General features: G+C 59.5%; 23 protein-coding genes, 1 tRNA gene and 1 pseudogene. 9 read left to right on the top strand and 16 right to left on the bottom strand.

From position 1 onward, the window contains the following. Nucleotides 1-48 precede the first annotated feature (48 nt). Nucleotides 49-125: transfer RNA gene (locus tag EPK99_RS12500), tRNA-Met, on the top strand. Nucleotides 126-622: 497 nt separating this feature from the next. Here EPK99_RS12500 and EPK99_RS25725 read toward each other — a convergent pair. Next, nucleotides 623-765 (bottom strand): annotated as a pseudogene (locus tag EPK99_RS25725) (type III polyketide synthase); the annotation flags it as partial. Nucleotides 766-856: 91 nt separating this feature from the next. Between EPK99_RS25725 and EPK99_RS12490 the strand changes: the two are divergent. The 4 genes from EPK99_RS12490 to EPK99_RS12475 all read left to right on the top strand — a co-directional run bounded on the left by EPK99_RS12490 (nucleotide 857) and on the right by EPK99_RS12475 (nucleotide 4796). After that, nucleotides 857-1393, top strand: coding sequence for a tetratricopeptide repeat protein (locus tag EPK99_RS12490; RefSeq protein WP_128443331.1), 537 nt, complete (start codon nucleotides 857-859; stop codon nucleotides 1391-1393). Nucleotides 1394-1436: 43 nt separating this feature from the next. After that, a complete protein-coding gene (locus tag EPK99_RS12485) occupies nucleotides 1437-2042 on the top strand; it encodes an RNA polymerase sigma factor (protein WP_128443330.1) in 606 nt (201 codons plus the stop codon). Beyond that, nucleotides 2039-2830, top strand: a complete 792-nt coding sequence (locus EPK99_RS12480; protein ID WP_128443329.1) for an anti-sigma factor family protein — start codon at nucleotides 2039-2041, stop codon at nucleotides 2828-2830. The genes EPK99_RS12485 and EPK99_RS12480 overlap by 4 nt, the downstream gene beginning before the upstream one ends. A gap of 223 nt (nucleotides 2831-3053) precedes the next feature. After that, nucleotides 3054-4796 (top strand): bifunctional diguanylate cyclase/phosphodiesterase, encoded by a 1743-nt coding sequence (locus EPK99_RS12475; RefSeq protein ID WP_128443328.1) that lies wholly within the window; start codon nucleotides 3054-3056, stop codon nucleotides 4794-4796. A gap of 100 nt (nucleotides 4797-4896) precedes the next feature. On the opposite strand, the gene EPK99_RS12470 is transcribed toward EPK99_RS12475, so the two are convergent. The 8 genes from EPK99_RS12470 to EPK99_RS12435 form a co-directional block, all read right to left on the bottom strand. Beyond that, on the bottom strand, nucleotides 4897-6807 hold the full coding sequence (locus tag EPK99_RS12470; RefSeq protein WP_128443327.1) for an ABC transporter ATP-binding protein/permease: 1911 nt from the start codon (nucleotides 6805-6807) through the stop codon (nucleotides 4897-4899). Between the two features lie 127 nt (nucleotides 6808-6934). Then, on the bottom strand, nucleotides 6935-8005 hold the full coding sequence (locus tag EPK99_RS12465; protein WP_128443326.1) for an LLM class flavin-dependent oxidoreductase: 1071 nt from the start codon (nucleotides 8003-8005) through the stop codon (nucleotides 6935-6937). Between the two features lie 96 nt (nucleotides 8006-8101). After that, on the bottom strand, nucleotides 8102-8938 hold the full coding sequence (locus tag EPK99_RS12460; protein ID WP_128443325.1) for an ABC transporter permease: 837 nt from the start codon (nucleotides 8936-8938) through the stop codon (nucleotides 8102-8104). Continuing rightward, nucleotides 8931-9737: an ABC transporter ATP-binding protein gene (locus tag EPK99_RS12455; RefSeq protein WP_128443324.1), complete on the bottom strand. Its 807-nt coding sequence runs from the start codon at nucleotides 9735-9737 to the stop codon at nucleotides 8931-8933. Before EPK99_RS12455 ends, EPK99_RS12460 begins: the two co-directional genes overlap by 8 nt. Before the next feature lie 5 nt (nucleotides 9738-9742). After that, the gene (locus EPK99_RS12450; protein WP_128443323.1) at nucleotides 9743-10747 is read right to left on the bottom strand and encodes an ABC transporter substrate-binding protein; all 1005 of its coding nucleotides are present in this window, start codon (nucleotides 10745-10747) and stop codon (nucleotides 9743-9745) included. Nucleotides 10748-10795: 48 nt separating this feature from the next. Further along, the gene (gene ssuD / locus EPK99_RS12445) at nucleotides 10796-11968 is read right to left on the bottom strand and encodes an FMNH2-dependent alkanesulfonate monooxygenase (protein WP_128443322.1); all 1173 of its coding nucleotides are present in this window, start codon (nucleotides 11966-11968) and stop codon (nucleotides 10796-10798) included. Between the two features lie 151 nt (nucleotides 11969-12119). Beyond that, entirely contained in the window at nucleotides 12120-12974 is an 855-nt protein-coding gene (locus EPK99_RS12440) for an NADPH-dependent oxidoreductase (RefSeq protein WP_128443321.1), read from the bottom strand. 232 nt (nucleotides 12975-13206) lie between these two features. Next, nucleotides 13207-13395, bottom strand: a complete 189-nt coding sequence (locus tag EPK99_RS12435) for a hypothetical protein (protein WP_128443320.1) — start codon at nucleotides 13393-13395, stop codon at nucleotides 13207-13209. 324 nt (nucleotides 13396-13719) lie between these two features. Between EPK99_RS12435 and EPK99_RS12430 the strand changes: the two genes are divergently transcribed. The 3 genes from EPK99_RS12430 to EPK99_RS12420 all read left to right on the top strand — a co-directional run bounded on the left by EPK99_RS12430 (nucleotide 13720) and on the right by EPK99_RS12420 (nucleotide 15562). Next, nucleotides 13720-14331 (top strand): RBBP9/YdeN family alpha/beta hydrolase, encoded by a 612-nt coding sequence (locus EPK99_RS12430; RefSeq protein WP_164901760.1) that lies wholly within the window; start codon nucleotides 13720-13722, stop codon nucleotides 14329-14331. Between the two features lie 124 nt (nucleotides 14332-14455). Next, on the top strand, nucleotides 14456-14908 hold the full coding sequence (locus tag EPK99_RS12425) for an RrF2 family transcriptional regulator (RefSeq protein WP_128443318.1): 453 nt from the start codon (nucleotides 14456-14458) through the stop codon (nucleotides 14906-14908). Between the two features lie 261 nt (nucleotides 14909-15169). After that, nucleotides 15170-15562 carry a response regulator gene (locus EPK99_RS12420; RefSeq protein ID WP_128443317.1) on the top strand — a complete coding sequence of 131 codons (393 nt, stop codon included), beginning with the start codon at nucleotides 15170-15172 and terminating at the stop codon, nucleotides 15560-15562. Between the two features lie 5 nt (nucleotides 15563-15567). Here the strand turns inward: EPK99_RS12420 and EPK99_RS12415 are convergent, their stop codons facing one another. The 7 genes from EPK99_RS12415 to EPK99_RS12385 form a co-directional block, all read right to left on the bottom strand. After that, nucleotides 15568-16062: a sigma-70 family RNA polymerase sigma factor gene (locus tag EPK99_RS12415; protein WP_128443316.1), complete on the bottom strand. Its 495-nt coding sequence runs from the start codon at nucleotides 16060-16062 to the stop codon at nucleotides 15568-15570. A 142-nt stretch (nucleotides 16063-16204) separates the two neighbouring features. Beyond that, entirely contained in the window at nucleotides 16205-17443 is a 1239-nt protein-coding gene (locus EPK99_RS12410; protein ID WP_128443315.1) for a Gfo/Idh/MocA family protein, read from the bottom strand. A 23-nt stretch (nucleotides 17444-17466) separates the two neighbouring features. After that, the gene (locus EPK99_RS12405) at nucleotides 17467-18306 is read right to left on the bottom strand and encodes a sugar phosphate isomerase/epimerase family protein (protein WP_128443314.1); all 840 of its coding nucleotides are present in this window, start codon (nucleotides 18304-18306) and stop codon (nucleotides 17467-17469) included. Nucleotides 18307-18335: 29 nt separating this feature from the next. Continuing rightward, a complete protein-coding gene (locus EPK99_RS12400) occupies nucleotides 18336-19748 on the bottom strand; it encodes an enolase-like domain-containing protein (RefSeq protein ID WP_128443313.1) in 1413 nt (470 codons plus the stop codon). Between the two features lies 1 nt (nucleotide 19749). Beyond that, complete coding sequence (locus EPK99_RS12395; protein WP_128443312.1) at nucleotides 19750-20913, bottom strand: dihydrodipicolinate synthase family protein; 1164 nt, start codon at nucleotides 20911-20913, stop codon at nucleotides 19750-19752. Between the two features lie 10 nt (nucleotides 20914-20923). Next, a complete protein-coding gene (locus EPK99_RS12390; RefSeq protein ID WP_128443311.1) occupies nucleotides 20924-22066 on the bottom strand; it encodes a Gfo/Idh/MocA family protein in 1143 nt (380 codons plus the stop codon). 253 nt (nucleotides 22067-22319) lie between these two features. Beyond that, nucleotides 22320-23030 carry a TetR/AcrR family transcriptional regulator gene (locus EPK99_RS12385; protein ID WP_128443310.1) on the bottom strand — a complete coding sequence of 237 codons (711 nt, stop codon included), beginning with the start codon at nucleotides 23028-23030 and terminating at the stop codon, nucleotides 22320-22322. A 99-nt stretch (nucleotides 23031-23129) separates the two neighbouring features. Between EPK99_RS12385 and EPK99_RS12380 the strand changes: the two genes are divergently transcribed. Beyond that, a complete protein-coding gene (locus EPK99_RS12380) occupies nucleotides 23130-24416 on the top strand; it encodes an ABC transporter substrate-binding protein (RefSeq protein ID WP_128443309.1) in 1287 nt (428 codons plus the stop codon). Nucleotide 24417 lies beyond the last annotated feature (1 nt).

Here is a 24417-nt window from a genome sequence, read left to right as displayed (position 1 = left end):
GCTACGCCTGACTTCGCTTCCGGGCACATAAAAGCCCGAAAACTATAACGCGGGGTGGAGCAGCCCGGTAGCTCGTCAGGCTCATAACCTGAAGGCCGCAGGTTCAAATCCTGCCCCCGCAACCAAAATTTAGAGGACTATCAAGACTTTGTCGGCCTCCTTCGGGAGGCCGAAGTCGTTTCTAGACCTAGCACGTAGCACCGCTAGCGCGGCAATCTATCCCGAACTTGATCTGAGGGCTGGCGATGATGTCGGGGCTTGGCAACTGCAAGCTGCATGATCCGATCATGTCCAGAACTATTGCACCTGTAGTATCCAGTATCAAAAAGATCCACAAGGCGAAGTGGCTTTACAAATGGGATACATAGAACAGCACAGGCCGTGATGATTGCAACCATCATCCAGGCTTCGTCGAGCGCTTGGACAGTCGCAGCGGTCTGAACAAGCGGATCCAGAATGGCCGTGGTAGCCGTATCGAAAGCGCCGGTATGGCCGGAGACGACCTTGGCTGGCGCGCCGATAAATGCAGCCGCTTCCGGATTTCCGCCTGTAATAGATCCAGAAGTCCTTTTCTAAGGGGCCTGCGCATGTAGATGACCGTATCGATCAAGCCGATACCGAAAATGCCATCCGCCCAGGTGCTGACAACGCAGGCCGCCGCTCCGTCACCGAACAGGGCGGGGTCAGCTTGTCCATCCGAAAGGCAAGCGTACAGGTTTTCACCGCAACAGGCAGGACAACCGAGCCAGGTTTGGAAGCGGCTAAGATGATCGGCAGAAAAGCACAGAGCCTGTCGAATAAAACTGCCGTTAGCGGTGTTCTCTGCTCGCAACGTCATTTTTCTGGAGATTTTCCCATGACGACCACAACTGTTCGTTTTGCTTCTTTCGTCCTTGGCGGCCTGATTGCCGCGTCGGTCTTTTCCATCCCCGTTTTCGCCGCAGGCGATGACAGTGAGACCATGCCAGTCTGCAAGAAAGGTGAGGTCTACGACAAGAAGACGAAGAAATGCGTGAAGCAGAGCAGCGCCAATATCACCGACGAGAACCGCACCGATTACGCCTATTCGTTGGCCAAGGCTGCCCGCTATGACGAAGCACTGGCGATGCTGGACACGGTAAAGGACCAGAACAACGCGGAAGTGTTGAACTATCGCGGCTACGCAACCCGCAAGCTCGGCCGCACGGATGAAGGTATTTCCTATTATCTGCAGTCCGTGAAGCTCGATCCGCACTATGCCAAGGTTCGCGAATATCTCGGCGAAGCCTATGTCATCAAGGGTCAGCTCGACCTCGCCAAGGACCAGTTGACCACCATCAAGACGATCTGCGGCACGGGCTGCGAAGAATATCAGGATCTGCATGCGGCAATCCTCGATCCGTCGAAGATCTAATCGGAGATCAGATGCGCGCACGCGGCCGTGAAAGATCGTATTGATGGCAGTCGCGCACGCGCTATTTCCTGCCTATAGTCGCGCCGAAATGGCGTCGCCGGTTCGCCCGGCGGCCCAGTCGAAAACTATCGGCGCGGAGGCGGCCATCGCCAGCGAAGCAGATATCAGAAAGGGCCTGACGGAGCATCTGTCGCAGCTCTGGCGCTACGGTCTGGTGCTGTCGCGCAAACGGGACGTGGCAGAAGACCTCGTGCAGCAGACCTGTGTGCGCGCGCTCGAACGCGCCGTGCAATTCGCACCTGGAACGCATTTAGACCGCTGGCTGTTCTCCATCCTACATTCGATCTGGCTGAACGAGATCCGGGCGAGCAGGGTACGCAACGGCCAGGGGTTTGCCGATGCAGAAGACACGCTGGTCTTTGATGGCGCCGGCGCGACCGAAACCCATGTCGCGGCTTCCCAGCTCCTTCGCAAGATCGATAAGCTTCCCGAAGCTCAGCGTAGTGCTATCTTTCTTGCCTATGTCGAGGGCCTTTCCTATCGTGAGGTCGCAGAGATTTTGGACATACCGATCGGGACGGTGATGAGCCGTCTGGCCGCCGCCCGCGCCAAGCTTTCCGGAGCCGCAGCCGAAGGAAAGCACGAATGAGCAGCGATATCCGCATGCCTTCCGACGAGGATCTGACGGCCTTCCTTGATGGCGAGATGTCGCCACAGGAAATGGACCGCATCACGGGATTGGCCAACAGCAACGAGGAAGTGGCCGCGCGCATCGAATTTCTGGCCGCTGGCGGCTCATCTTTTCGAGAAGCGTTTGCACCCCTTCTCGAACAGGCTCCGAAGGAACGGCTGGAAGCAATGCTTGCCGGTATTCCGACCCAGGAGCGTAAGCATGGGGCCAGTTTTGCCAGCCGCCGTGGTTTCTTCGGTGCGCTCGCCGCTTCGCTCGTTATCGGTGTCATCGCTGACCGGACCTATCTCCGCTTGGGGCGCAGTATCGGGAAGGACGAAGGCAGCGAGTGGCGCTTAGCTGTTGCGCAATATATCGCTCTCTATACGGCCGATACGTTAGCTGGTCCGGTTCCTCCTGCCGATGTCCAGGCGGCTCAGCTTGCTCGTATCGACAGCAAGCTTGACCTTGCCCTTTCGCCCGAAACCGTGGCTCTGCCAGGGCCCGATTTTAAGCGAGCCCAATTGCTCCAGTATGAAGACCGTCCCTTAGCGCAGATCGTTTATCTCGATCCGGAAAGCGGCCCGATGGCGCTTTGCATCATCCACTCGGATGATGGTGCCAAGGCCCCGGATGTGGAGGGGTGCAAAGGGATGAACGTTGTCTATTGGTCGACGGCAACGCATGCCTTCATGTTGATCGGCCATGCTCCTGTCAGCCGCCTTCGGGAAATCGCAAATACGATCCGGCCGAAATTCACGGCTTAAGCATTATAAAAGATGCGATCAACAAGCTTCAGGGTCAACAACTCCGGACCGACGGACGAGGTCTTGACCCTACATCTTTAGGGCGGCTGGGGATGATCGGCCCGCGTTTCTTCACGTCGAGCCTGAAATACTTCGCGGATGTGTTCTTTGTGGCGGCTTTTATGTCCCTGCTTTAGCTTTCCCTAATTACTGCGCGTGATAATGGAGGTGACGGGAGGATGGTATGCAGAGCAAATTGGCTTGGACGAATAACGAACTCGAGGACCTATTAAGGCAGCTCGACGTGGCGTTAGAGGCTTCAGGCATTGGCATCTGGCAGCATAATCTGCGGCGGAACCAAACCCGATGGGACGAACAGCTGCAGCGGTTGTACGGGGTCAAAAAGGGGGAGCACGACGTTGTTTGGCTTGAAAGCGTCCATCCCGAGGATTGTGCTGAAGCAAGCGCGATCTTTGAAGAAGCAATTGCCAACAAAAGCGATTACGCCTCGCAGTTCCGAATTATCAGGCCCGGCGGCGAAGTCCGGCATGTTCGCTCGCGCGCCAAGTACTTCATCGACGGCAAAGGTGAAGAGTGCTTCATAGGGGCCGAGTGGGACGTCTCAGAAGATGTTCAACGAAATGAGCAACTGGCTGGGGAACGAGAGGCTGTCGAGAAAAGCCGCGGTGAAGCCAAATATGCTGCCGAGCACGATCATCTCACAGGCCTGAAAAACCGGCGGGCATTTGATGAGGCATTCGCGCGACTGGCAACAGGAGTTGATGATGTCGCAGCCCTTTGCCACATAGACATCGACCGCTTCAAGGAAATCAACGATCGATTTGGTCATGCAGGTGGCGATGCCATCCTCCAGCACGTCGCTTCGGCATTGTCCCGCGTTGTGGCGGGAGATGAAATTGCTGCTCGTTTGGGTGGAGACGAGTTCGCCATATTGGCACCCCAATGTCATAGCGAGCGCGTGGGAGTGTTGATCGACAAGGTTCGCCAGGAACTTTCCATCCCTTTCAACCTTGGTGGTGAAGCAGTTACGGTCGAGTTTTCGGCCGGTATCGCACATGCGCATGGCGCGCAAATAACTGCTCTGCTCGCATCCTCTGACATCGCGCTCTACGAAGCAAAGAACAATGGTCGTAGCCGAGACCAACTTTTTACGCCGACCCTGGCGGAGAGATTGAACCAAGAGAAGCAGTTGCTTCAAGACCTGCGCAATGCCTTGCGCCTCGGCGAAATTGTGCCCTTTTATCAGGTGCAGGTCGAGGCGCGGGGTTTTTCAATTTGTGGACTGGAAGCGCTGGCGCGTTGGCAAAGTCCGAAGGGCTTGAGAGCGCCTGGGGACTTTCTCCCGGTGGCAGCTGCCCATGGTTTGATGGAGCCTATCGACGATGCAATTCTGCGGCGTGTTCTGTTCGACATCAAGCGATGGGCAATGGCCGACATCGCGGTGCCCCGTGTTTCCGTCAATCTGTCGGCGGCACGGCTCGCAGATCCACGGCTTTTAGACAAATTGCGTTCCCTCGCGATACCGGCAGGTCGGCTGAGCTTCGAGCTCATCGAGACGATTTTCCTGGATACGTTGAGCAATCAGATAAAGGACAATATCAGGCAAATCCGGGAGCTTGGAATCGAGATAGAAATCGACGATCTCGGTTCCGGGCACGCCTCCCTGATTGGTTTGGTCGAACTTCGGCCCGATCGTGTGAAGATCGATCGTCATCTTGTCAGTCCGGTGCTGGGAAGTGAAACACAACGCCGGCTGATCAGCTCTCTCATCGATATCGCCAGGACGCTGGATATGATTGTCGTTGCAGAAGGCGTCGAGACGATGGAACATGCCACCGTACTGGCAGAGCTGGGCGTCGATGTCCTCCAAGGCTTCGCTTTCGGCCGTCCTGAGCCTGCCGTGGCGGTGATAAGGCGGCTTCTCGATCAGCATCAGGTCCACACATTGCCCGTGCGGCAAATCTGATTGCCTTGGCTCGGTCATAGCACCTACAGTGGAAAGAGCAGAACATCCCGGCTTGCAGCAGGACTGCATCAATCTACCCTCATTGCGCCTGTGACGGCCATCATCTTCGCGGCTGGTCCAGAAGTCGCGTGAGGACGTTTCGCTTTCTTTTATGCGGAATAAGATCGACATCGCTTACGAGCCTTGCCCCGCCCTCGCGGCGCTCCAGGGTGATTTTTCGGCTGTGGAAAGCTTCCAGCTCTGCTCTATGACCGACGCTTACGATGGTCACCTTCGGCAATTCGTGGATCATCATGTCCATGATCTTGTCTTGCGTCTTCTCATCGAGAGCCGACGTTGCTTCATCCAGCACGACGATATCGGGATCGTGCAGCAGAAGACGCGCGAAGGCGAGGCGCTGCTTTTCGCCACCCGATAGTGTGTGGTCCCACGGCGCGTCGTCCTCGATCCTGTCGCCGAGGTGACCAAGGCCGACTTTCTCAAGCGCGACCTTGATCTCGTCCAGCGGCCAGCTTTCGGCGGGGCGAGGATAGGCAACCGCGCGGCGAAGAGTGCCGGACGGGATGTAAGGACGCTGGGGCAGCATGAAGAGCTGGCTATCGGCTTTGAAATTGACGGTTCCGTCACCCCATGGCCAAAGTCCGGCAATGGCCCGAACCAGCGTGCTCTTGCCCGATCCGGATTCTCCGGCCACGAGCACCCGCTCCCCGGCTTCGATCCTGACCTCTGTTTCCTTGACGACCGCGGTTCCGTCGCCGAGCGACACCGAGAGATCTTTGAGTTCAAGCATGACATTGCCGTCGGTCTGGCCGTGCTTTATGCGTCCGAGCGAGTCGCTCTGCTCGGCGCGCTCCAGGCCGTCGAGAGACATCATCAGCGAAGCGACGCGTCGTGCGCAGGCGTTCCAGTCGGCAAGCCGCGGGTAGTTGTCGACCAGCCATCCAAACGCGCTTTGGACGATCGTAAAGGCAGAGGCTGCCTGCATGACTTCGCCGAGCGTCATGCTGCCGTCCAGGAACTTCGGAGCACAGAGAAGGACCGGTACGACAGGCGCGATCAGCATCGACCCATGTGATACGAGTGTCGTGCGCATATACTGGTGCGCCAGCAGCCGCCACTGCCGACGGACATTGGCGAATGTTCTGTCGAGGTCGTTGCGCTCCTCCTCTTCGCCACCCAGAAGTGCGATGCTTTCGCCGTTCTCCCGCACGCGGGTCAGCGTGTAGCGGAACTCGGCTTCCACCTGGTTCTTGACCTCGGAAACCTGAACGAAATTGCGACCGATAAAGGCAATCGAGCTTGACGTGATGACGGCGTAAAACACCGCTGCGATAACGAGGAAGCCGGGGATGGTGACAGTAGATCCTCCGATGGGCAGGGTTAAAGCGCCGCCGATCGTCCACAACACCACGATGAAGGTCGAGGCTGAGACGAATGCCGCGATGACTCCCGCCACGAAATCGACAGGCGACTCGGTCGCGATCCGCATATCTTCGGATATGCGGGCTTCTGGGTTCTGATGGTCTCCGCCGATGAGATTCAGCTGGTAGTACCGGCCGTTTGCCAGCCAGCGGGCAATCAGCGCCTTGGTCAGCCAGGAGCGCCAGCGCCGCTGGATCATCATGCGAACATAGACTTGCACGGTGACAAGGCTGACGCTTCCCGCAACCAGCGGCGGGAACACCGCAGCCAGATAGTAGACGGCGGACGCATTGCGTTGCTCGATTGCGTCGAAGATTTCGCGGTTCCAGACGTTTATTCCATACTGGAAGCCGACATTGATGCCGATCAGGGCCAAAAGCCCGATGCAGCAGGGCCAGGCCCACTTGTTGCCGCGGCGGCCCCAGAAACCGCGCGCGCTGATCCAAAAGCGCTTCAGCAGATAAGCTCTGCGCGCCTCTTCCGCCTCTTCTGGCGTTAATTGGGGATCGGGCTCGATGACATTTGGGATTGGCTCGACTTCAACACTTTCGCGGTCGTGGGGCTGCCCGCTGAGATGAAGTTCTGCCATTGTTACCGTCTCCTACACCTCGCCAGTTCGCGAGTGGCGAGAAAACGTATCGATATGTCTTCGGTTCCGGAGACTTTAAAACAGATACAAGCTCATGATAATATTGATAATCGTTAATCGGTCAGCTTCAGCCCTGCAATAACGGGAGCAACTGGTCACCCTGTCGTTTGATCTCCGCCAGATAGGGCGTATCCGACAGTATGAAGTGAGTGATCCCCAGCTCCTGGTATTTCCGCAGCGAACGGGCGACATCCTGGGCCGAGCCGACCAACCAGGTCGTGCCCGCACCCCCGCCGCCGAATTTTCCGGGTGCGGTATAGAGGTTGTCGTCGATGACATCGCCCCGAGCCTGCAGGTCGAGAAGCCGGCGCTGCCCGACGGCAACCGGTCCTGCGTGGTCGTTCCAGCCGGAGCCTTTGACCTTTGCCATCTCGGCGACCTTGGCTTCTGCATCGGCCCAGGCCTGTTCGGTCGTGTCGCGGACAAGCGTGGTAATGCGTAGCCCAAATTCAAGCGGAGGCAGGTCGCGGTCCAGTTCCTTGCTCAGCGCCTTGAGGCGCTCTATCCGCTGCTTGACGTCCTCCAGCGGCTCGCCCCAGAACAGCTGAACATCGGCCTCAGTCGCCGCCACCTTCTCCGCGGCCTCGGACGCTCCTCCGAAATAGAGTTTGGGGTGACGTCGCTCGCCCCGAGCTTCAAGGCGTGGCGCTGCCGTGGAGTTTTCGACCTGGAAATACTCGCCCGCATAGGTGACGCCTTCGTCCGTCCACAGCTTGCGGACCAGCCGCATGAACTCCTTGGTGCGCGCATAACGTTGCGCCTGATCGCCCTCGCTGTCCCCATAGGCTGCAAGGTCGTCCTGGCCCGAGACTATGTTGACCTTCACCCGACCGCCGGTCAGCTGGTCCAGCGTGGCAGCAGCGGATGCGAAGTTCGCCGGCCGCCAATAGCCGGGGCGGATCGCGATGAGCGGCTCGAATGTGGTCGTGCGGGCCGCCAGCGCGGCAGCGACGGTAAAGGTATCCGGGCGCCCCCAGCCCGTCCCGATCAAGGCGCCCTTCCAGCCATGCTGTTCCAGTGCGAGAGCCTGGGCGGTCAGCGTCTCCAGGCTGTTGGGGTTTGCCGTTGCAGTGTCGCCTCTATGGCCGGCCTTCACGTCATTGGGGATATACCAGAGGAATTCCGGTCTGCTGCTCATGCGATTGCCTGTATCGGTCGGTTGAAATCGGATTTGAACGATTGCGAACGGCTGAGATGGTCTCTCACGGAGGGGCCGTCAGCTGTTCAGGACGGGCTATCTCTGCATCCCCCAGCGGCGGACGGTGACGTTCTCGATGACGCGGAAGATGACGCCTTCCACTAGTAGGCCAATGATGATGACCATGGCCAAGCCGGCAAACACCTTGTCGGTAAAGAGCTCGTTGCGGTTGCGGAAAATGAACCAACCCAGCCCGCCGGAAGAGGACGAGACGCCGAAGACCAGTTCGGCGGCGATCAGCGTTCGCCAGGCGAAGGCCCAGGCGATCTTCATGCCGTAGAGGATCGAGGGCAGGGCGGCGGGAATGAGGATACGGACGACATAGGATGGCCCGCGCAGTCCGTAATTGCGCCCGACAAGGCGCTGCGTCTCCGGCACGCTTTCAAAGCCGGTGAGTGTCGCAAGCGCGAACGGCCACATGACCGCATGGACGAGCACCACCAGCAGGCTCTTTTCTCCGAGCCCGAACCAGAGCATGGCGACCGGAAGGAGCGCGATAGCCGGCAGCGGATTGAACATAGAGATCAGCGTCTGCAGCAGTTCGCGCACGAATCCACTGACAACGGCAAGCGACACGAAGACAAGCGCCAGTACGATCGAGATGACATAGCCCTTCAGGAGCACGAACAACGAAGCCCAGGAGGATTGGAGCAGGTTCTCCGTGGTTACTGCTTCCCACAAGGCCGCCATGGTGGCGGTGAAGGTCGGGAACAGGATTGGCTTGTTCATGTAGCGGGCAGCCAGCTCCCAGATCAGAGCGAGAAGCGCCAGAACGAGGATCTTGCGAATGATCGCCGACGTGAAGACGAAGTCGCGCAGACGGACTGCGGCCCGAGATTTTTCGGCGGGCCTGCCAAGCGAGAGATCAGACATGTTGAACAGCCTTGCTGTCGGTGCGCTTCGTAAACAGCAGGTCGTGAACTTCGCGAGACAGGGCTTCGAGCCGAGCGCTCCCTAGATCTCCCCGGCCGAATTCGCTCGTGTCGAGGCTGGTGATCGTCCGGCCCGGATGCGGACTGAGCAGATGCAGTTTCGTGCCGATCAGGATCGCCTCCTCGATCGAATGGGTGACAAAGAGCAACGTGAAGCCCAGCTCCTCGGCAAGATCGAGAAGCTCGCCCTGCAACTGCGTACGGGTAAGGGCGTCGAGTGCCGCAAATGGCTCGTCCATCAACAGAACATCGGCATCGGTCACCATTGCGCGGGCAATCGCGGCGCGCTGCTTCATGCCGCCGGATAGGGTGTGCGGATAGCCGTCCAGTACGCGCTCCAAGCCGACCTTCTTCAATATAATCTCGGACCGTTCCCGGATTTCCACCTTGGAAAGCCTGCTCGCCATGCGCAGCGGAAATTCCACGTTCTGCCGCACCGTCTTCCACGGCAGGAGCTGGTCGAACTCCTGGAAGACGACGATCCGGTCCGGTCCTGGCCCTTTGACCTCCCGTCCACGCACCCTGATGGCGCCGGATGCGGGCTTGAGGAAACCCGCAACGGCTTTCAGGATAGACGACTTGCCGCAGCCTGAAGGCCCAAGAAGCACAAGACGTTCGCCTTCGGCAGCGCGAAAGGAGACGTCGTCCACGGCCCTTACCACGCCCGCGGGCGTCCGGTATTCCAGCGTCAGGCGGTCGACTTCAAAAACCGCGGGCAAAACCGGATCACGTGCCAGCATGGATTTCAGCTTCCGTTTTCACCATGCAGCTCGTCGAAGGTGTAGTCCTTCCAGCTGTCGGCCTTTTTCTTGATGGCGCCGGTCCGGTAGAGGAAGTCGGCGAAAGCGAAGGAGCGTGACGGCACGACCGTAAATTTGCTGTCCGGAGATTCAATCAGCGACTGGATGAAGGCCGGATCGAGCTTGGACTTCTCGACGCGCACATAGGTTTCGGCAGCTGCCTTCTTGTTGGCCTCGATCCAGGCGCTCGCCTCCTTCAGGGCCTCGAAGAAGGCCTGGAAGGTTTTTGGATTTTCATCGCGCCATTCGGTGGTCGCGTAGAGATAGGTCGGCGTCACCGGACCGCCGAGCACATCGTATGACGAGAAGATCTTGTGGATCTTCGGGTCCTTCAGAGCCTGTTCCTGGAACGGCGTGTTGGACAGATGGGACGTGATCTCGGTGGAACCCGACAGAAGCGCTGCTGTAGCATCGGGATGCGGAAGACTGATCGTGTTGTTGTCGAGCTTGCCCTGGTTGCCCGGCCCGAATTCCTTTTCCGCCGCCATCTGAAGGATGCGCGCCTGGACCGAAACGCCGACGGCTGGAAGAGCGATCTTGTCGGTCGGTTTGAAGTCCTTCAGCGTCTTGAGGTCCGGATTGCTGGTGATCAGATAATTTGGCTGGTTGGCAAGGCCGGCGACGATCTTAACAGCGCCATCCGTGCGCCCCCATAGCGTCAGAAACGGGCCGATGCCGGCGGCGGCAATATCGATGGAACCCGACAGGAGCGCGGCGTTGATCGCATCGCCGCCGGATAGCTGCGCCCATTCCACCTTCACGTCATCGAGGCCGAGCGCCTTGGCATGTTTTTCGATCAGGTTCTGGTCGCGGATCACATGCAGCGGCAGGTACAGTGTGCCGAACTGCTGCGAGATCCGGATAAGGCCCTCGGCAGAGGCGCTCGTGGCGGGGACGAGCGCGGCCAGGCCTAAGGCGGCGGCGGCAACGAGCTTCAGGGTTTTCAGCATGAAACGACCTTTCAACGAGCGAGGCGGAGATAGTGAGAATTATAGATATCAGCCTGCGGCACTGGCGAGCTTGGAGCCACCGTAGTCGCCAACGGTGAATTCATTGGCGACGCTGTCGCGCAGGCCCTGCCGACGGTTCGGATCTATGCCGAGCTCGGGGAAGAGGAGCTCGCCGACGCGGTAGGCTTCTTCAAGATGCGGATAGCCGGAGCCGATGATCGTATCGATGCCGAGCGCCTGGTATTCGCGCAGCCGTTCCGCCACCTGTTTCGGCGTGCCGACAAGCGCGGTGCCAACCCCGGTACGCACCAGCCCAACGCCCGCCCACAGGTTCGGCGCAACGAGGAGTTTGTCTCGGCGGCCACCATGGAGGGCGGCCTGCCGCTTCTGGCCAACCGAATCCATTTCTTTCTGGAAGCGCTGCCAACTGCGTTCGATCTGGTCGTCCGAAATGTTGCTGATCAGACGATCCGCCGCGCGCCAGGCGTCCTCTTCGTCTTCGCGGACGATGAAATGGATGCGCATGCCGAAGCGGATCTTGCGGCCGATCCTTAAGGCCTTGGCACGCACAGCCTCGACCTTTTCCTTCACCTGTTCGAGCGGTTCGCCCCAGGTCAGATACATGTCGGTGGCATTGACGGCGAGATCCTGGCCAGCGTCCGACGATCCGCCGAAATACAGTGGAGGATGCGGCTGGCCGATAGTCGGGAAATCCGAGCGGGCGCCTTTGAGTTCATAATACTTGCCCTTGAAATCGACCGTCTCGCCCGTCAACAGCCGTTTCCAGATATCGAGGAATTCGCCTGCCTGTTCGTAACGCTCGTCGTGCCCGAGGAAGATCCCGTCACCGGCAAGTTCGGCCGGATTGCCGCCGACCACGACATTGAGAAGCAGCCGTCCATTGCTCAAGCGGTCGAGTGCAGCCGTCTGGCGGGCAGCGAAGGTGGGGGAGGTGACGCCCGGGCGAAGTGCTACGAGATATTTCAGCCGCTCTGTGACGACCGAGAGCCCGGTCGCCGTGATCCAGGAATCCTCACAGGATTGCCCCGTCGGCAGGAGGACGCCTTCGAAACCTAGCTCATCAGCCGCAATGGCGACCTGTTTGAAATAGCGGAACTCCGGCCGGCGGCTCAGATGCTCGGTGCCAAGATAGGTGCCGTCGCCATGGGTCGGAATGAACCAGAAAAAGTTCAGTGGTTCAGTTCGGTTCGCAGCGGTCATGAATATCTCCTGGCATCGAACAGGAAAGGCTAGTGACGACCCATGCCGCAGAGAAGGCAGATTATTTTCTTTTCGCCTCAGCCAGGCCACAGGAAAACTATCCTCGACGCGGCAAGGCGAACGACATTTCAGGCGATGCGAAAACAGCTGATTATTTCACCTTGAAGCCCATACGTCTTACCACCTGTATCAGCGCATCCCGCCCTTTCAGCGCGGCGACATCCGCGATCCGGCTGGCAACCACATTCGTCCAGCCACGTGGCGGCATGCCTTGACCTGTCTGGAATGCCGCCATCCGTTCGTCATAGGCAGAAAGCTCCGCTTCAGAGGTTTGTGGTTGGTAGCGCTCCCGGTGCAGGACCAGTTGTTGCGGCAGGCGCGGCTTGATCTCGGTTTCCACGGTTGGATCAGGATAGCCGACCGTCATGCCGAACACAGCAAAGCTCTCCGGCGGCAATCCGAGCACCTCGCCGACCTCAGCAGGATGGTTGCGGATGCCGCCTATGTAGCAGGTGCCCAGCCCAAGCGATTCCAGTGCAACAAGCGCATTTTGCGCAGCAAGCGCGGCATCGACCGACGCCAGAAGGAAGCTCTCGAAATAGTCGAGCCCATCACCGCTCTTGTCGCGCTCGGTTGCGATCTTACGCAAGCGGGAAAGATCGGCGAGCCAGACCAGAAAAAGCGGAGCCGATAGGATCTGCGGATTGGGGCCAGCCAGCTCCGCAAGCTTTGCGCGGCGCTCCGGATCCTCGACCGCTACCACGCTCCAGGCCTGCAAACCTGACGAAGTGGGGGCCGATTGCGCAGCCGCGACCGCCAGATGCAATAGGCCGTCCGGCACGGGTTGAGGCAGGTAGTTGCGCACCGAACGATGCGAGAGGATCGACTCCAGCGCGGAATTCCAGTTCGATGTGTCGGCTGATTGAGCCGCGCCGTAACGGCGGCGCAGCAGATCTGCGGGCGCATCGGTTGGCGCCAAGGCAGAGGCGAAACGCGTAACGGACATAAGAGCTCCTCGTCTAATTCGAATTCGGGCCGGCTCGCGCTTCACCGGCGCTTGATCTGGATGTGGAGCCAAATCATCTCCATGCCAAGGCTGCCGGCTCAGATTCCAGACGCATCGATTGAACGCTGTTCGGAAACTGCGGTGTCACAGCTCCTAAAGGCTCCCAGTCAGGTCAGCCGATACGACATCATTTGAAGGGTAGGGCTGTCTAGGCAAAGCAGCTCCGAACGCCTCACGCGGCGATCGCTTGTCCGGACCGAAGATGATCGCGAATGGCGAGTTTCAGTTCGCCGATGCTGGGAAATCGTTGATCGTCCAGGTCGATGACATGAAACTTGACTGCGATGAACCGCAGTTCTCCCTGATCCGGTACGGCGATGCCGACCGGCAATCCACCAAATTCAATAACCTGTCTCTGCATGGTCTTGGCTCCAACCTCGTTGTCGTCCCTGTTCGTCAGCACCTGGTAAGGACCAGGCGCACATTCGTGACGCGAAGCCGAGACAACAACGGAAGCTGGAAACAGCCGCGATCTCGCCGGTCGGGGCAAGCCTTGCAGGGAATGAAGTGGTCATCGCTGTTTCCGTTATCTGGTGATGTCTGGCGTGAACTCTAACGGCAGCAGCCGTCTCTCACGAGGCAAAGAAATCTATCTTTGTTGTAGATTTTAGATGGCTCTTCTCCGACGGGACGGCGCTGTTTTCCTATCTTCTGTCTGTCGGCAAGGTTGCAAATGAGGTCTGCGATGATCACGACGCTTCTCATCCCCGGCTTAAACGGTTCGACGGATGATCATTGGCAAAGGCATTGGGCGAGAGACGATCCGCAGGCGGTGGTGGTGGAGCAGGACGACTGGGCCTGTCCGGTTCTTGGGGATTGGCAGCAAAGACTTGACGAGGCGCTGTCGAAAACGGACGGCGCCCTTCTTGTTGCCCATAGCCTCGGCTGCCTGCTGGCCGCCAGCTATGCCGCCCGACCGGCCGGGAAAATCAAGGGCGCACTTCTGGTCGCCCCCTGCTCGCTGGAAGCGGTGCAACGGCTTCATCCCTGCATGGTGCGGTTCGGGGATGAGCCCTTGGATCGGCTGCCGTTTCCAAACCTCGTCATAGGCAGCCTCGACGATCCCTATATGAGCATCGAACAGCTGGAGCGGCATGTGGCAAGCTGGGACAGCGAACTGACGACGATCGGCTTTGCCGGCCATATCAATGTCGCGAGCGGTTTCGGCCCCTGGCCGCAGGGTCGTCACTTTCTCGACCGGCTGCTGAGACGTGCTTCACCCTCGCTCCCGGCACCATTGGCTCTGCCGCATACGATGCTTAAATCCGTCGCAGGCTCGCAACACTCGGCGATATGAAGTGCCGCCAATGGTACATCGTCGGCGTTTCGGCCGGACTTTGGTTGAAGCTTTGGCCTGACTCCTGTATCGCTCGGCATTGCAAGGCGGGATTAGTGGCCGCCTGGCCGTGGTTGGATTTGCGATGCTGACGAAAAAGGGAAAATACGGGCTGAAGGCTCTCGTGCATCTGGCGCAGCTGGAGCCCGGCAAGACGGCCTTCGTCAGCGAGATTGCGATCCAGAACAATATCTCCAAGAAGTTCCTCGACGCCATCCTGCTGGAGCTGCGCAAGGGCGGCATCCTTCGGTCGAAGAAGGGACCGGGCGGCGGCTATGCGCTCTCCAAACCCGCCTCGCAGATCTATATCGGCCATGCCGTGCGCATCCTGGACGGCCCGCTTGCGCCTATCCGCTGCGCCAGCAAGACGGCTTTCGAGCCCTGCGACGATTGCGACTTTCCCGACGACTGTCAGATCCGTCATTCAATGACGCAGGTGCGCGATGCCATTTCTGCCGTACTCGACACCATGACCCTGGAAGACATGGTGGCACGCCGCTCATCCGGCATTCTCAAGACAGCCGGCGTTGGCGAGTAAGCGTCTGCATCAAGCGCTTGCCGTTCCCGTCTCGTATATGAAGAATGGTTACCAGCTATAACGGCCGTGATTGTTTTGAACGTTCTGTCTTGCCAGTGGTCGATGAAGGCAACTAAGTCGAGCAGTGCATGTTAGGCGGTCGGAATGGAGGCATTCATATCGCAAAGAGCGTGATACGTTTGACCCATGCTGATTCCGTCCTGGCCGAGGTCCGTGCCGGGGAACGGGGCTCCGGATTTCTCGAGACCCTAGCGAGGACATGTGAACAGCGACCAGACATTTCTTGATCTCTACGCCGGCAAACGAATCCTCGTAGTCGAGGACGAGTATTTCCTGGCCGATGAGGTTCGGCGCAGACTAACCGAGCTTGGGGCAACGGTCATCGGCCCAGCGGCGAATGTTGGAGATGCGATCGAGCTACTCGATACCAATGATATCGATGCTGCAATCCTTGACGTGCACCTGGGGGATGAATTTGTTTTTCCGGTCGCCGAGCGGCTGGAGGAGATGAATGTTCCGTTCGTTTTTGCCACCGGCTATGATCCGGCTTTTATTCCCCGGCAATTCACGGGCTTTTCTCTCTGTGAAAAGCCAACGGAACTCGGTAAAATTGCAAAGGCACTTTGGAAGGGTGAACCGGACCGCCTCCAGTAGTATCGTCAATCACCCAGCTGAAGTGTGATTTTTTCCCGGGCGCGGTTGACGCGGCTCTTAACCGTGCCGACGGGGCAATCGCAGCGTTTCGCGGCTTCCTCGTAACTTACGCCCTGGATAAAGATAAGATCGATCGCCGTGCGGTATCTCTCCGGAAGATTGGAAATCGCAGCTTCGAGTTCATGGCCGCGTACCGACCATTCCTGATGGGGCTGAACAACGGAACGGCGCGCAAGCGCATCGTCAAACCCCACATGCTCGCGCTTAGCCAGACCAAATCTCGTGCAGAAGCTATTCCGCATGATCGTGAACATCCACGACTTGAGTCGCGTACCTTCCTCAAACCTATCGATATTGCTGAGCGCCTTAAGGAGGGTTTCCTGCACCAGATCGTCTATATCCGTGGACGAGGAATAGAACCTCCGCGCAAACTTTCGCAAAGCCGGCATGAGTTCTATCAGCTCAGCTTCCAGTCTTGAATACCGATTCGGTCCGGACATTTGACTCTCCTGTCTCAAGTCGAAACCCGGTCGATCAAAGCCTGTTCCTGCAAAAGTGACAAGAAATCATTTTCGTACGCCAGCGTACGAATGGTTGCTGACTTAAAGCTGCGTTGCGCCGAAACCTCTGTTCGGAAGTAGTCTACCAGACGGCCAGCGGATCGATTTCCACCGTGCCGCCCTCACGGGCGCTTTCCAAGGCGGCAATACCGCACAGGACGGACATGGCGCCGGCGCGCGAACCGGCGCGCTGCCGCAGTCGGTCGTTGGAGCCGGGCTTGAAGATCATGTCGCGCATACGGTTGTCGCCGCCGTAATGGCCACCCGGCTCATGCGGGATCCAGATACGTTCCACACCGCCGCCGAAGCTTTTCACCAGCAGGATCTTGTCGGCTGGAGGCTCCGTCCAGGGCTGCTTCTCGAATTGCCGAAGCTCGATACGTCCCTTGTGCCCATTGAAGGCAATATGATGCCCTTCGATCGGCATATAGGTGTTGAGCGAGTAGGAAACCTGAACATTGTTGCGATAGCGGATCGTCGCCGTCATCGTGTCGGGAATGTCGATCTCTTCGCGGAAGACGCAGGCGTCGCGCACATAGCCATCGACCGTGGATGGGTCCTCGTAAAGCGCGTCCAGGAAGGGGTCTGCGGCAAGGTCGAGGTAATAGGGGCACTCGATTTTGTGCGGACAGAGCTTGCAACGCGGGCCGCGGAAGGGACCGTTACGCCCGTAATGCAGCAGCTGCGCGAAGGATTTTACCTCGACCGGATCGGAGTCCAGATACCAGTTCAGAAGATCGAAATGGTGCGTCGCCTTGTGCACGAAGAGGCTGCCGGAGCGGGCGGTGAAAGCATGCCAGCGGCGGAAGTAATCGGCTCCATGCTGGTTGTCGAGATACCAGTGGAAGTCCACGGAGGTGATGTCGCCGATCGCTCCTTCCTCGATCAGTTCCTTGATGCGCGATGCCGTCGGGGAAAAGCGGTAGTTGAAGGAAACGTCGACGCGCCGTCCGGTGCGGGCCTCTGCATCGCGGATGCGGGCGATCTTCTCGCGGGTCGTGGTCAACGGCTTCTCGCTGATGACGTCCGCACCGCCTTCCAACGCCCGCACGATAATGTCGTCATGTGTGTCGTCCGGCGTGCAGACGATCACCAGGTCGGGGCGAAGCTCCGCCATCATGCGATCGAAATTGGCATAAAGCGGTGCGTCGGAGCCGATCATGGTGCGGGCGCGCTCCGCCCGCATCAGGTTCACGTCGCAGATGCCGACGAGCTCGACATATTCGCTCCAGCCGTTCAGCAGTTCGCGACCCCACATCGTGGTGCCTCGATTGCCGGTGCCGACCAGCGCATAGCGCCGTCTCTGTGTCGCCTGTGACATGGTCGTTCTCCTCCCGAATTCAATTACGCAGCGGTGTCGGCCTGGCACACGCTGTCGTAGCGCTCAACGATGATGCCGAGGACTTCGTCTACCGGACGCGCCTGCCAGCGATGCGAAAATATCTCCACCTCCTGCGGCCCAAGGAAGCCAGCGCGCTCGATCATGGCGCGGAAGCGCCCGAGGTCCACGACCCCGTCGCCCATCATGCCGCGATCGTTGAGCGGATCGGCGGTGGGCACAAGCCAGTCGCAAATATGGTGCGCCAGGATCTGTCGGTTCCGGCCCGCACGCGCAACCTGCTCTTCCAGCTCCGGATCCCACCATACATGATAGACATCGATCGCAACCCCGGTTCCTTCGCCCAGCCGGTCGCAGAGATCGAGGGATTGCTTCAGCGTATTCAGGCAGGCGCGTTCGGCCGCGTAGAAAGGATGCAAGGGCTCCAGAGCAAGCTTGACGCCCACTTGGCGCGCATGGGGAAGTATCTCGGCCATGCCATCCTCGACCATCTGCCGCGCACCGGGCAGGTCCCGGGAGCCCTTGGGCAACCCGCCGACGACCACGACCAGGCAGTTGGCGTTCAGTGCCGCTGCTTCGTCAATGGCGCGAAGATTATCCTCGATGGCGGCTTGCCGACCGGCCGCGTCGATCGCCGGAAAGAAGCCGCCGCGGCAGTGGCCCGTTACCCGCAGGCCATTTTCGGCAACGATGCGGGCTGCTTCCGCAAGGCCTGCCTGGGCTACGTGCTCGCGCCAGGGGGAAATGGAGGTGATGCCGTGCCTGAGGCACGCATCGACGATCTCGCCAAACGAGCCGGCCTGTCGCACGGTCGCGAAATTGATCGATAGATTCTCCAGTGACATGCCAAGCTCCTCCATCGGATTTCTCTGGTTCATAAACTGGCGAAGGTCGCCTGGGCCGCATGCTCGGAAAAGCCGAGGCCGGCAGCACGGTTAACGGAGCCCAAGGCAAGGCGACCCCGTTCCACCTTGAGGCGCAGCCTGCCGCCGTCAGTCCGGTGGTAAAGGTCGCCATGGCTGCTCGACCAAGCCTGAACTTCCGCGCTGCTCGCTCCGCTCATGCCATCGACGTAATGGTGGCCGTTGCGTTCGATATGCCCGAGGTCGAGCAGGCCAGCGAGAGCCAGATCCTGCTGCAGGGCAATGCCGGCTTGGGTGGTGAGATCCTCTGCAGACATGAAGTAGCCGCTGCCGTCCTGCCCGTTCCAGAGCGTTACCCGCATGGCGTTCAGCAGAGCCCGGTAGAAGCCCTTGCAGGATTTGGACGATATTCCTTTGTACCCTTGAGCCCGGGCGCGCAGGAAGGCGTCCGGGTCGCCATCGGATTCGTCGATCTCCAGCGCGATCCTCGAGCCAAGCCCCGCAACCGACGTGGACAGCGCGTTAGCCCGCGCGATCGGCTGTTCGATGAAGAGGAGCGAGGCCCTTAGGCGCTGAAGCGCCGGCTCCGCTTCTATGCGGTCAAGTAGATCGGCGACCGCAGCCCCATCGGCAAATTGTTCATTGCCATCCATGGTCGCCCGGTAGTGCGGCAGCCGGTCCAAAACAGCTGCAACCGCCCGCAGGCGCTCAAGATCGGCGGTGGGGTTCCCCGAGAGCTTTATCTTGAAATACTCGATGCCGTAGGTACGGATTTCCTCTTCCAAGCATTCCGGAAGACCGTCGTCCAACCGAGCTATTTTCATTTCTCCCGCCGTCAGGGCATCCGCATACCCCACGGTATGGCGCAGATGAAGGAAGGACGCAGGCTTGAGCCCGCTCAGGAAGGCCGGGATGTCGAAGCCCGCAAGGTCGGACGTCGTGGACGCGTCCATACCCGGCAGGTTGGCGGCAATCGCATGATGCACCGGCACATCGTTTATCCGGCAGAGCGCGTCGAGGACGGCGCGGTCCACCAGCGCCAGCCCGAAGGAAGCGATCAACCCGTTAAGGCCTTGCTTTTCGCAGATCCCATGTTGCGACGGCTCGATCGCTGCATGCAGGCCGAAGGCGGTCAGAGGCTCGGCGGCAGTTGCAAGGTCGACGGCGACAGCAAGCGAGCGGCGCAGCTGCGCTTCGTTATCAGCATTGCTGAGGCTTGGGTTCTTGTCGAACCATTTCGGAACCATGAGCTCGGCTGCGTAACCGGTGGCAACCTGCCCGTTTTCATCTGCAACTTCCAGAGCCAGGAAGATCTGCGAAGCCTCCTGTACGGTTGCCGCACCGAAGCGGAAAGGCAGCCGCATGGAGAGACGTCTTTCGCGGATTTCCGCCTGCCGAACTTTCAAACGCCGCTGGCTACCCATCTCAATTTATGCCTCGAACTGCGAGGAAGGTCTTCATCCGCGCGGCCGCCATGTCTGGATCGGACAGGACGTTGGCCTTGTCCGCCAAGCGGAAGAGTTCGGTGAAATGCAGCGTTGAGCGCGTGCTCTCCTGGCCGCCGATCATGGTGAAATGGTCCTGCAACCCGTTCAGATAGGCTAGAAAGACGACGCCGGTCTTGTAGAAGCGGGTCGGCGCCTTGAAGATGTGGCGGGACAGTGCCACCGTCGGTTCCAGGATATCGAAGAACTCGTTATCGGCGCCGCGCTTGAGGCTTGCGAGAGCTTGTGAGGCTGCTGGCGCAATTGTGTCGAAGATCCCCAACAGGGCATCCGAATATCCCTGTCCGTCGCCGGCGATCAGTTCGGCATAGTTGAAATCGTCGCCGGTATACATCCGCACGCCCGAGGGCAGGCGGCGGCGCATGACGATCTCCTTCTCCTTGGACAGCAGGGAGATCTTGATGCCGTCGATCTTGTCGCTATTTTCGGCGATCATCTGGAGGCAGGTTTCCATGGCCTGCATGTGATCCGAAGAGCCCCAGTAGCCGGCAAGGGCGGGATCGAACATCTCGCCCAGCCAGTGAATGATCACCTTGTCCCGCGCGCTTGAGAGGACACGGGAATAGGTGGAGAGATAATCCTCGGTCGAGGCAGCGTTGCGGGCAAGCGCCCGGCTTGCCATCAGGATCACCCGGCCGCCCTGGCCCTGCACGAAGTCGAGTTGCTCCTGGTAAGCGGCAACGATGGCGTCGAGGTCATGGACCTTGTCTTCGAGATGATCCGTGCCGACGCCGCAGGCAATCAGCGCATCGTCGCGGCTGGCAGCCTCCTTCAGCGAACGGGAAATAAGCTCCTGCGCGTCGCGCCAGGTAAGGCCCATGCCGCGCTGTGCCGTGTCCATGGCCTCCGCCACGCCCAGCCCCAGATCCCAGAGACGATGGCGAAAGCGTAGCGTGGCCTCCCAGTCTATGGCTGGCGTCAGCCAGGGATCGTTGTCCGCCAGTGGATCGGCAACCACATGGGCGGCAGCGAAAGCGACCCGGTTGAAGTCCCGTGCCTGACGCTTCTGGAACGGGATCGGCGTGCCGGTCATCGTGTATGGGATGATGGTCCGATCCGGATTGGGGAGCGAGAGAGACGTCATGGTCAGTTCCTCACATAATGGCGGGAACGTCGAGCCAGCGGCGTTCCCGCCAGGACTGGAGCCCGAGTTCGGCAAGCTGCACGCCCTTGACGCCCTCCATCAGCCCATAAGGCCAGGGGCCGTCTTCCGCGAGGTAGCGGAGGAACATTTCCCACTGCGCCTTGAAGCCGTTGTCGTAGACGATGTTGTCGGGCACTTCCTGCCAGGTCTTGTAGAAATCGATGGTCTGCGGCTGGTCCGGGTTCCAGACCGGCTTTGGCGTCGCCGTGCGCGGCTGGATATAGCATTTGCTAAGGCCGGCCACGGCCGATCCATGCGTACCGTCCACCTGGAATGTAACCAGATCGTCGCGGCGGACGCGAACGGCCCAGGAGGAATTGATCTGCGCAATGACGCCGCCTTCCAGCTCGAAAGTCGCGTAGGCGGCGTCGTCCGCATCGGCCTCATAGGCATTACCCTGTTCGTCGACGCGCTTTGGAATATGGGTCGTGCCAAGGCAGCTCACCGCCTTTACCGGGCCGAACAGATTGTCGAGCACATATCGCCAATGGCAGAGCATATCGAGAATGATGCCGCCACCATCCTTCAGGCGATAGTTCCACGACGGCCTCTGGGCCGGCTGCCAGTCGCCCTCGAATACCCAGTAGCCGAACTCGCCGCGCACCGATAGGATTTTGCCGAAGAAGCCGGAATCCCGCAGCATCGCAAGCTTGCGCAGGCCGGGAAGGAATAGCTTGTCCTGTACGACGCCGTGCTTGATGCCCGCGCTTTCGGCCAACCGCGCTACGGCGAGCGCATCCTCCACCTTGTCCGCAATGGGCTTTTCGCAATAGACGTGCTTGCCGGCATGGATCGCCTTGGTCAGCAGCTCGGCGCGCATCTGTGTCGTCCCGGCGTCGAAGAACAGCGTGTCGTCCGGGTTTGCCAGTGCCGCGTCCAGATCCGTCGTCCAGCGTGGTATGTCGTGACGCTTGGCGAGTTCCTCGATCTTGGCGGCGTTGCGCCCGACCAGAATGGGATCGACCATCAGTCTCTCGCCATTCTTCAAGGTGAGGCCGCCCTGGGCGCGGATCGCCAGAATCGACCTTACCAAGTGCTGATTATATCCCATGCGTCCGGTGACGCCGTGCATGATGATGCCAAGACGCTTCATGATGTTCCTCCTCCCGATCGCCGGCTTGTCCATGTGCAATGGCACCGGCCTAGATGTGCAAACAGAAGCGGGTGCGGCTGCCGCAGGCTCTCCCAGGGAGCCAGCGCGGACTGCCGAGGATCAAGCGGCCTCCTCCGCCCAATCCGCACGCAGTTGTAACTATCTGGTTATTTGAGACTACGAAGACGGCAGTCTGTCAAGCGTCTTTTTTCAACGATGTAGAAGCTCAGCCGAGGCGCGGTTCCCGTCGCATTCAGGCGTAAGCCGTGGCTAGTACGGTCGCGACAATATGCTGACCCCAGCGCTCCAATTCGGCAGGCGCAACCAGATCTCGCTGAAAAATCGTGGATAAGGTGAAGCGGTTCGACAGGTAGAAATAGCCAAGGGACGCGATCGTTAAATAAACATCGACCGGATCCAGTCCTGCCCGAAACACGCCGTCGCGGCTACCGCGCTGCAACACATCCTTCAGCTCGGAGATGAAATTGGAGTGCATTTCCGCGACCACCTTGGACTGGCGCAGATAGCGGGCCTGGTTGAGGTTCTCGGTTGCAAGAATGCTAAGGAATTCAGGATGATCGAGGAAATAGTGCCAGGTGAAGAGGGCAAGTTCGCGCAGGCCCTCGGCGGGAGGCTTGTGGGCGAGATCCAGTCGGCGCTCAGCATGCCGAATGTTGCGATAGGCATCTTCCAGAACGGCGAGATAGAGGGCGTCCTTGTCACCGAAATAATGATAAATCATACGCTTATTGGTTCCGGCCCGGCGTGCGACGACATCCACTCGGGCACCTGCCAGACCCTTGGCGGCGACTTCCCGACGTGCTGCCTCCAGAATGGCGGCGCGTGTGCGTTCCGGATTTCGCGGTTGCGAAATGCTGCGACGCCGTTTTGGTTTCTCCGACTCTGCGGTGTCGGTAATGGCTTCCTTGGCGGTGTCGCTCACTGCACAAATCCCGCTTGACATGTTTTATCTTCGGTGTTCCCATGTAACCACATAGTTATAAGACGGCAATATGCCGTTTGCAGTCATCGTAAATTGGCAGTCATTAGGGAGGAGTTGCCAATGCCTATGGTGCTTGACAGGAGAAGCGTGCTTTGGGGCGGACTTTCGGTCCTGTCGCTGGCGGCTTTCAATACCCCGGCTCTCGCCCAGGCGGCTCGCTTGCGGATGATCTGGTGGGGTTCTCAGGAGCGTGCAGACCGCACCAACAAGGCGATCGCCGCCTTCAAGGGCGTGAAGCCAGACATCACGATAGCCGGCGAGTTCGCTGGCTGGAGCGACTACTGGCCGCGTCTGGCGACCCAAGTCGCGGGCCGAAATGCCCCCGACGTGATCCAGATGGATTACCGCTACATCTTCGAGTATGCGCGGCGCGGCGCGCTTGCACCGCTCGACGATTATATCGGCAAGGCGCTCAAGATCGACGATTTCGGCAAGGCGAATGTGGATTCTGGCCGTGTCGATGGCAAGCTCTTCGGCGTTAATCTGGGGGTCAACTCCAGTGTCGTGATCTACGACAAGGCCGCCTGGGAGAAGACCGGCGCCAAGGCTCCGAGCATGGGCCAGACCTGGGAGGAGTTCGCCGAAAATGCGATCGCCTTCGGCAAGAAGAAGCCAAAGCCCGGCTATTTCGCAACGGCCGATGCCAGCGGGCTTGAGCCGAGCTTCGAAAACTATCTGCGGCAGAACAAGAAGGCATTGTTTGCCGCGGATGGCCAGCTGGGCTACGAGCCGGCCGACGTCGCCGCCTGGTTCAAGATGTGGCAGGACATGCGCAAGGGCGGAGGCTGTGTTCCAGCCGACGTGCAGGCGCTCGACCAGCTCAACATCGAAAGCAACGCGCTGACGACAGGCAAGGCAGCGACCGCCTTTGCGCATTCCAATCAGTTCGTGGGCTATCAGGCGCTCAACAAGGCCAAACTCGCGCTCACGGCCTATCCAAAGGTCAGTGCGTCCTCACCGTCTGGACATTATCTCAAACCGTCCATGCTGATGAGTGTATCGGCCACGAGCCAGAATGTGCCGAACGCCGTGGACTTCATCAACTTTCTCGTTGCCAACCCGGCAGGGGTGGATTTGCTGGGCGTCGAACGCGGCGTGCCTGCCTCCACGGCCATGCGTGATCAGCTGACGACCAAGCTCGATGAAGTAAGCAAGGCCATGGTGGAATATATTGCCGCCATTACACCGGCGGTCGACCCGCTGCCGATCAACCCGCCGCAGGGTGCGGGCGAGCTCGCTTTCGTGCTGACCAGGGTCAGCCAAGAGGTCGCGTTCGGACGCATTACCCCGGAAGAGGGCGGCGAGCGCATGGTCAGCGAAGCCACGCGCACCCTGTCGCGGAAGTAGC

The sequence above is a fragment of the Neorhizobium lilium genome (assembly GCF_004053875.1).
Lineage (GTDB): Bacteria > Pseudomonadota > Alphaproteobacteria > Rhizobiales > Rhizobiaceae > Neorhizobium > Neorhizobium lilii.
The sequence above is the reverse complement of the archived record's forward strand: the minus strand, read 5'-3'. Positions and strand labels throughout refer to the sequence as shown.

Excerpts from the sequence above, each read along its gene's own strand:
- EPK99_RS12490 (WP_128443331.1), top strand. The coding sequence starts at position 857 with ATGACGACCACAACTGTTCGTTTTGCTTCTTTCGTCCTTGGCGGCCTG.
- EPK99_RS12485 (WP_128443330.1), top strand. The coding sequence starts at position 1,437 with ATGGCAGTCGCGCACGCGCTATTTCCTGCCTATAGTCGCGCCGAAATG.
- EPK99_RS12480 (WP_128443329.1), top strand. The coding sequence starts at position 2,039 with ATGAGCAGCGATATCCGCATGCCTTCCGACGAGGATCTGACGGCCTTC.
- EPK99_RS12475 (WP_128443328.1), top strand. The coding sequence starts at position 3,054 with ATGCAGAGCAAATTGGCTTGGACGAATAACGAACTCGAGGACCTATTA.
- EPK99_RS12470 (WP_128443327.1), bottom strand. The coding sequence starts at position 6,807 with ATGGCAGAACTTCATCTCAGCGGGCAGCCCCACGACCGCGAAAGTGTT.
- EPK99_RS12465 (WP_128443326.1), bottom strand. The coding sequence starts at position 8,005 with ATGAGCAGCAGACCGGAATTCCTCTGGTATATCCCCAATGACGTGAAG.
- EPK99_RS12460 (WP_128443325.1), bottom strand. The coding sequence starts at position 8,938 with ATGTCTGATCTCTCGCTTGGCAGGCCCGCCGAAAAATCTCGGGCCGCA.
- EPK99_RS12455 (WP_128443324.1), bottom strand. The coding sequence starts at position 9,737 with ATGCTGGCACGTGATCCGGTTTTGCCCGCGGTTTTTGAAGTCGACCGC.
- EPK99_RS12450 (WP_128443323.1), bottom strand. The coding sequence starts at position 10,747 with ATGCTGAAAACCCTGAAGCTCGTTGCCGCCGCCGCCTTAGGCCTGGCC.
- ssuD (WP_128443322.1), bottom strand. The coding sequence starts at position 11,968 with ATGACCGCTGCGAACCGAACTGAACCACTGAACTTTTTCTGGTTCATT.
- EPK99_RS12440 (WP_128443321.1), bottom strand. The coding sequence starts at position 12,974 with ATGTCCGTTACGCGTTTCGCCTCTGCCTTGGCGCCAACCGATGCGCCC.
- EPK99_RS12435 (WP_128443320.1), bottom strand. The coding sequence starts at position 13,395 with ATGCAGAGACAGGTTATTGAATTTGGTGGATTGCCGGTCGGCATCGCC.
- EPK99_RS12430 (WP_164901760.1), top strand. The coding sequence starts at position 13,720 with ATGATCACGACGCTTCTCATCCCCGGCTTAAACGGTTCGACGGATGAT.
- EPK99_RS12425 (WP_128443318.1), top strand. The coding sequence starts at position 14,456 with ATGCTGACGAAAAAGGGAAAATACGGGCTGAAGGCTCTCGTGCATCTG.
- EPK99_RS12415 (WP_128443316.1), bottom strand. The coding sequence starts at position 16,062 with ATGTCCGGACCGAATCGGTATTCAAGACTGGAAGCTGAGCTGATAGAA.
- EPK99_RS12410 (WP_128443315.1), bottom strand. The coding sequence starts at position 17,443 with ATGTCACAGGCGACACAGAGACGGCGCTATGCGCTGGTCGGCACCGGC.
- EPK99_RS12405 (WP_128443314.1), bottom strand. The coding sequence starts at position 18,306 with ATGTCACTGGAGAATCTATCGATCAATTTCGCGACCGTGCGACAGGCC.
- EPK99_RS12400 (WP_128443313.1), bottom strand. The coding sequence starts at position 19,748 with ATGGGTAGCCAGCGGCGTTTGAAAGTTCGGCAGGCGGAAATCCGCGAA.
- EPK99_RS12395 (WP_128443312.1), bottom strand. The coding sequence starts at position 20,913 with ATGACGTCTCTCTCGCTCCCCAATCCGGATCGGACCATCATCCCATAC.
- EPK99_RS12390 (WP_128443311.1), bottom strand. The coding sequence starts at position 22,066 with ATGAAGCGTCTTGGCATCATCATGCACGGCGTCACCGGACGCATGGGA.
- EPK99_RS12385 (WP_128443310.1), bottom strand. The coding sequence starts at position 23,030 with ATGTCAAGCGGGATTTGTGCAGTGAGCGACACCGCCAAGGAAGCCATT.
- EPK99_RS12380 (WP_128443309.1), top strand. The coding sequence starts at position 23,130 with ATGCCTATGGTGCTTGACAGGAGAAGCGTGCTTTGGGGCGGACTTTCG.